Here is a 6,559-nt window from a genome sequence, read left to right on the forward strand (position 1 = left end):
GCGCCGCGCCGCTCCAGCAGGAAGAGTTCGACCAGCCCGCCGGTCTCCTTCCGGCCGAAGATCCGCGCCGGCAGGACGCGCGTGTCGTTGATCACGAGCAGGTCGCCGGGCCGCAACAGGTCGGGGAGGTCGCGCACGAACGCGTCGCGCGGCGCCCCCGCGTCGCGCGGGAGGACCATCAGCCGCGCGGCGTCGCGCGGCTCGACCGCCTCCTGGGCGATCCGCTCCGGCGGGAGCTCGTAGTCGAAGGCGTCCACGTTCATCGGGCGCACAGTTTCGGCGGCGCGCGGTCGGTCGGCAACTCCCCGCCCGGCGCGCGTTCACCAAATCGTGACCGCGACGACGAAATTGGAATCCGCCGCCGAACGCGCCGCGCGGCGGCGCTCCCCCGCGCGTCCCGGAAAGGCGCGCCGGACGCGGGCCGCGCCGGCGCGGCGTCCGCGCCGCGGGCCGCGGGGCGCGGTGGCGCCGATGTTGAATTGGAGTAGGACGGCCGCGCCGCTCCCGCGAGAGCGAACGGCCCGCCGAAGACGCCGCGCCGTCTTGGCTGCGGCGGCCGGGAAGTCCCCCTCTTGCCGGCGCTTTCGGCGAAGCAGTTCATCCCCTGCCCACGGCGCCGCGGGATCCCCCTCCCCGGCGCCTTATTTTTTCGGGCGGCGGCCAGTCGTCAACGCGCAGACAACCCACGAATACGACAGACGCGAGTGTTCAACGCGTCATACCAAGAAGTGCCAACAGCCCAGAAACTCGCTTGCTTCTACAAAGTAAGCGTGCTTTGCTCCGCGCTCTGCTTGGCGTTATTGGGGGCGTCCCGGAACTTCGGAGGAACAGGCGAGAACTCATGCAAGACTGGCCCCGCAATCACCGCCTCCAGCAATCTCGCTTGGCAAGGGTGAAGCGCCACGGTGCGATCCAGAAGATTCAGGAGTTCGAGGAATTCAGTCGTAAACGCGCATGACCAACCCGTCGGCGTAATATCGTCCAAGGGAGATGTCTTCTTTCCCTTGCGATTGGCGAGGCGATAACCAAGCCAAGATTGGACGACCTTCAGGCCGGATACCTCGTAGTCCCACACGGCCTTGGCGACCGGGCCAAACTCCCCCGCGTCCACGAAGATGGTCTTCTTTCCCTCGTCGTAGCGAAAAGACCTCGGCAACTTGGAGGACGGCACGCCCTTCATGCATTTAGTAACGTTCGGTACTTTCTCCTGCCTCGTCTGAAAACGTTCGCCGTAGGTATGTAGGCGAAGAAGCTCACGGCCCAGCTCGGCGACTTGAAAGAACAGCACTGCATCGCTGGTGACCGGCACGCGCAGCTCGCGGCTCCCTAGTTCCTTGGCGAATCGTTCGGAAAACGCTGGTTGAGCAAGTAGCCCGTAAAGGTAAGCAACGAACTCCTCTGCCGAGACATCTCTTCGGTAGGCATTGGAGAGTTTGGGAAGTAGCTCTGGATGCAGGTTAGGTCTTGTTGCATCAGGATCCCGGTATAGCGGGATGATGTCTTTAGCTCCTCGCCCGGAGAAATAGTCCATGTCCGGGACATCGGCTGTCGCCACCAGAGCGGGGCCTTTCCCCAGAGTCTTGGTAAGAATGCTAGCGAGGTATGTCTGCCGCTCGGAATGAGCGAGCCACAGCGAGGGCCGGAAGTAGTCGCCAACCCGGTTGTCAGCAATGACAAATTGCCGATCAAACGAACGATAGCCATAGCGAGCGATGGCCTCTGGCTGCGCATCATGCGAGAGTTTGTCCAACGCGACCAGACGATGCGTTCCGATCAACGAATCGACGGATTTGCCAATCTTGCGATCACGCGTCTCCTTGAACACCGTCCTTCTGTCAGGTGAGATGAGTAGTCTCCGCCAGCGCTCCCGCAAAACCGCTTCTGTCGTCCCGATGGGCCACGTACGCTTTACTTGAACACCCGACTGCTGCCACGGCATAAGGTCCTTCAACAATGGCCAGTCGAAATAGCGGCCGTCCCCGGCCGGCCGGAATGCGGCACCCCACGCACTTGGGACAGACTGAAACTCCAAGTCAGCGAGAGACTGCAAAGACTCCAGTTGGGAAAGCTTGGCAGCACGAGTACCTTCAATACGCGTGTAATGCACCTGAGCCGGTGTCTCTTGATTCCCCGCTCCATAACGTACGGCAACAGCTATGGCGACCGGAGTCTGAATTTCGAACACATTCTCATCTTGCCGTGCGCCTCTACCATCGCCGGCAAGGTCAACGATCCAAATTTCGTCGCACATTCTCCGCATGTGCTCGCGCATTCCGAGAAATGCAGAACCATCCAAATAGGACGATGCCGTGATATAGCTGACGATTCCTGGCCTTCCCGCTGAGTCACGCTCAAACGTCTTCCAGAGCGCCCACCGCCAGAAATAGACGTAGAGGTTGTAGAGGTTCTTGAGAGCCCCGCCTTTATCGGCGGCTTTGACCGGCGCGATAAAGGCATTTAAGATCGCATCGCTGCCATCTTTGGCGTCACCCCATCGCACCCAGCCGCCAGTCAACGCTTGATTCTCTTGCGTAGCGGCTTCGTGTCTGTCATAGGGCGGATTCCCCAAGCACACGAGAACGGGGACATTTTCTTTCACGTGCTTGGCACGCTCGTGCTCAACGCCGATAGGTTGATAGAACAACGGTAATTCTGGAGCTACTTCGTGGGGCGATTCTAGCGTGTTGTTGAGAATGATCTGTACGCCAGCGGCGGGAATGTTCCCATCGTACTGCTGCAGCATCCTCGTCAGTCGGAGTGAAGCAACGGCGTATGGGCCGACCATGTACTCAAAGCCGTAGAGACTCCCGCCAAGAACACGGGCGCGCTCTGCCAGACTGCCAGGCCCTTCGGTCTTCTCCATCTCGCCAAGAGCGTGTTCAATGACTCCCAAAAGATAGGTGCCCGTCCCGACCGCCGGATCAAGCACATTGACGTCATCTGTAGCAAACCCAAACTGCTTGCCGAACTTCTCGCGCAACAGTTGATCAACGATACAAACCTGCGCTTTAACGACCTGCACCGGCGTGTAATAGGCGCCAGCGTCGCGGCGAAGATCGGGATCGTATTCAGCAAGAAAGTCCTCGTAGAAGTTCAGCCACGGGTCGCTCCGGCCACCGCTCATGGTTCCAGTCGGGACTTTACTGATGACGCGCATCAGCACATCGAGAGTGGAGCCTAAGTGCTCTTTGACCTGTTGATCGGTCAGTGCTTGCAGAGCACGCGACAAGAGACTGTTTGCATGACTAAGAGATCTAACAGACTCCTCGATAGACAGGGAGTCGCTGCCGCTGGAGCGGGCAAGTAGCAACGAGAACGTGACAGTTTGGGCATAAGCGTCAGCGAATCTCGCATCATCCGCGCCGGGGAACAGATAACGCCGCCAGTCCTTTGCTGCCGCCTCGACTGCGGCGATATGTTTCTTCAGCCCATCCATCACGTCGTCGCGCAAGTTGCGGCAAAGGGGCGCAAGATATTCCGCAAGCTGTTTTGCGCTGCGTGGGACGATTGGTTCCCACTCAAGGAAATCTCGTAGCAGGACCGCAAACTGACTTTGGATTCCAGTATCTACCGCAGCGTCGCCCACGGTTCGCGGGTCTCGGGGCAAGGAGAGATATCGGATTCGTTTCCCTGTGCGATATAGACTGAACTCCCGGCCATCGCTGTAGAGGATGTTGGGCAGGTTGCTAAAACGCGCCCATTGTTCCTTATCGTGGCCCGCGAAATGGGTGACATCTGCGCCCTTTCCGGGGGCCTTTAGTTCCACATGGCCATAAGAGAGTCGATGCCGCGTGACACTGTAGTCAGGCCGCCCCAAGTTATCGTCCAGCGTTGTTTCGCCTACGGGAATGACATCGTAGATTCCAAGCTCCGCTGCGGCATCTCGCAGCAAGAGCTCAAAGGGGGCACGCAGCTGGTCTTCCGGCTCCCCTGCAACAAGCGTTGAGAACTTCTCTTTTACTCTTTCGGCAAACGAAGAGAGAGCGGCTTGGCGTGGCATTATGTTGTTGTCCTTGTTTAGCTTGGAGGTTCTCCAACATCTTCCGTCAGTGCCTTCTCAGTCAGGCTTGCCTGTTGTGCCTGCTGTCTTGAATAGCAAGGCCTGCAGCCGGTCGGTGGCGTGAACTCGTACGTCCCTTTCAGGCGGCGGCCGGCCTCACTCGGCCTGCGACACCTCGAGGATGTAGCGCCGCGCGACGAGCGCGACCCCCGCGTCGAGTTCGAGCGGGAAGAACGCCCCGGCCTCGTTGAGGAAGTCGAGCACCCGCTCCCGCCCCGGGGGCATGACCAGCCGCAGCCGTCCTTCGAGCGTCGCCACGGTGGACGGCAGCCCGGCCAGATGAACGGCGACGCGCGCCGCGACCGCGCCTTCCGAGCCTTCGTCCAGGCCGGCGTCGAACGCCGACTCGAAGTCGACGGTGACGATCCGGTCCTTCATCACGAGGCGCGACCCTTCGAGCGCCGTCACCGGCATGAACGGCTCGGGCGCGTTGAGCAGGTCGATCACCCGCTCGCGTCCTTCGTGCCACCCCGCGTCGAGCGCCAAGTGGACGTTCCCCACCACGACCGTGCCGCCGTCGAGCGTCACCGAGACGCGGACCGGCTTCTTGGGAACCCGCAACTGCTCGTCGCCGAACCCTCTCCGCTGCGGCGCGTTGAATCCACCCATGGCCCCTCCCGTCGCGTTGCCGGAAAAGATTACATCAGCGGGCCGCCCCGTGTTGCCCCGGGCCCGCCGCGACCCTATCGTGCACGGTGTGCCGGGGCGGCGCGCCGCCCGGGCAGGGGAACGTCTCTCCAATGAGCGTAACCGGCAGCCTCTCCACGATGAGCCTTCCCGACCTGCTGCAGTGGGCGGCGGCGGTGCGCCAAACGGGGCGCTTCGACTTCCGCCGCGGCGGGCTGGTCAAGGAGGTCTACGTCCAAGAGGGGCGGATCGTCGGCGCGGCCTCGAACCAGCCGACGGAGATGCTCGGCCACGTCCTCGTCGCCCGCGGCAAGCTCAACGAAGAACAGCTGCGCGCCGCGCTGCTGACGCGCGGCGACGCCGACGAGTTCCTCGGCCAGGTTCTGGTGCGGCTCGGCTTCGTCAACCGCGACGACCTGCTGCGCGCGCTCGTCGAGCGGACGGAGGAGGTCGTCTACTCCCTCTTCGAGTGGGAGGACGGCGAGTTCCGCTTCGAGCCGGACGCCCAGCCCGGCCCCAAGGTCGTGCTGATCTCGCTGAGCGTCGAGCACGTCCTGCTGCGCGGCGTCCATCGCCACGACGAGATGACGCGGATCCGCGAGGTCTTCCCCGACGGGCGCGTCGTGCTCGCGCGGACGGAGACGACGCCGCCTTTGGAGATCCTCGAGCACCCGCTGGCGTCGCGGATCCTGGCGCTGCTCGACGGCCGGCGGACGATCGACGAGTTGGCGTTCGCGATCCACGCCAGCCGCTTCCCGGTGCTGAAGTTCCTCTACGAGGCGCAGCGCCAGCGGCTCGTGCGGATCTCCTCGCTCGAAGGGCCGCCGCTGCCGCTGATCACCGGCGAGGCGCCCGACGCGGAGCTGGCCGGGATGACGGGGCCGGCGCGGATCATCGCCGCGCGCGACCGCCTGGCCAAGGGGGATCCGGAGACCGCGCTGACGCTGCTCGCCGACGCGTCGGTGGCCGCCGACCCGGAGGCGCAGCCGGTCCTCCGCGCCGCGGAGACCGCCTTCCTCGACCGCGTCTACCGCGAGGAGTTCCCGCCCGACGCCGTGCCGGAGTTGATCCGCCCGCTCGACCAGTTGATGAACGAGTCGCTGCGGCCGGAGGAGTTCTTCCTCCTCTCCCGCCTCGACGGCCTCTGGTGCGTGCGCGACATCGTCGAGATCGCGCCGATGCGCGAGGTCGAAACGATCCGCGTCCTCCGCCGCCTCGTCCGCCGCGGCGTGATCCGCCTCCCGCATCCGCGGATGTAGCGCGGCGCCTTCCCGCTCTTCAGTCGGCCGGCGCTGCGCCGCCGCCTTCCGCCGCTCCCCGCTTCACGATCCGCTCCGCGACCCGACCCGCGACGCGCGCGGCGCCGAAGCCGATCAGCGGCGAGACGACGAACAGCGCGGGGGCGCAGACCTCGAGGTCGAGGCGACTCAGGCGAAGGACCGCCGCGAAGAGGACGGCGGACAGCGCGGCGAGCGGCGCCGCGAGGGACGCGCCGGCGCGACGGCGCGTCGCGAACGCGACGAAGACCGCGGCCAGCGAGGAGACCCAAAGCGCCCCGCCGCCGAGACCCCGCGGGAACGCCGCCGCGACATAGAAAATCCACTCGACAGCCCAGACCGCAAGCGCGGACGCGACGCCCGCGGCGAACGAGACGGCGGCCTGCGTCGCCGAGGCGCCGAACGCGGCGAGACCGAGCGTCCCGAGCGCGATCCCGAACAGCGCGCCGCCGCCGAAGCATGTCTCCTCGCTGCCGGCTTCGGCGAAAGCGGCGAGGAGGGCGCAGACGACGCCGACGGCGCACACCGACGCGGCGAAGCGCGACGGACGACCGCGCCGCGGCGCCTTCGCGCGCGAAGCGAAGACGACCGGCGA

At 64.4% G+C, this 6,559-nt stretch carries 5 protein-coding genes; 1 reads left to right on the forward strand and 4 read right to left on the reverse strand.

From position 1 onward, the window contains the following. From LLG88_10740 to LLG88_10750, 3 genes are all read right to left on the reverse strand, one after another. A partial coding sequence (locus LLG88_10740) for an S-adenosylmethionine:tRNA ribosyltransferase-isomerase (protein MCE5247377.1) occupies positions 1 to 263 on the reverse strand: 263 nt, incomplete at its 3' end. A 494-nt stretch (positions 264 to 757) separates the two neighbouring features. Further along, positions 758 to 4,000 (reverse strand): N-6 DNA methylase, encoded by a 3,243-nt coding sequence (locus tag LLG88_10745; protein ID MCE5247378.1) that lies wholly within the window; start codon positions 3,998 to 4,000, stop codon positions 758 to 760. Positions 4,001 to 4,156: 156 nt separating this feature from the next. Next, entirely contained in the window at positions 4,157 to 4,669 is a 513-nt protein-coding gene (locus LLG88_10750) for a hypothetical protein (GenBank protein ID MCE5247379.1), read from the reverse strand. A 131-nt stretch (positions 4,670 to 4,800) separates the two neighbouring features. Between LLG88_10750 and LLG88_10755 the strand changes: the two genes are divergently transcribed. Next, the gene (locus LLG88_10755) at positions 4,801 to 5,946 is read left to right on the forward strand and encodes a DUF4388 domain-containing protein (GenBank protein MCE5247380.1); all 1,146 of its coding nucleotides are present in this window, start codon (positions 4,801 to 4,803) and stop codon (positions 5,944 to 5,946) included. A gap of 19 nt (positions 5,947 to 5,965) precedes the next feature. Here LLG88_10755 and LLG88_10760 read toward each other — a convergent pair. Further along, positions 5,966 to 6,559 (reverse strand): hypothetical protein (locus LLG88_10760; protein ID MCE5247381.1); only part of this gene is annotated, 594 nt, incomplete at its 5' end.

It is taken from the genome of bacterium (assembly GCA_021372775.1).
Lineage (GTDB): Bacteria > Acidobacteriota > Polarisedimenticolia > J045 > J045 > JAJFTU01.

Coding starts and splice junctions, on each gene's coding strand:
- LLG88_10745 (MCE5247378.1), bottom strand. CDS start 4,000: ATGCCACGCCAAGCCGCTCTCTCTTCGTTTGCCGAAAGAGTAAAAGAG.
- LLG88_10750 (MCE5247379.1), bottom strand. CDS start 4,669: ATGGGTGGATTCAACGCGCCGCAGCGGAGAGGGTTCGGCGACGAGCAG.
- LLG88_10755 (MCE5247380.1), top strand. CDS start 4,801: ATGAGCGTAACCGGCAGCCTCTCCACGATGAGCCTTCCCGACCTGCTG.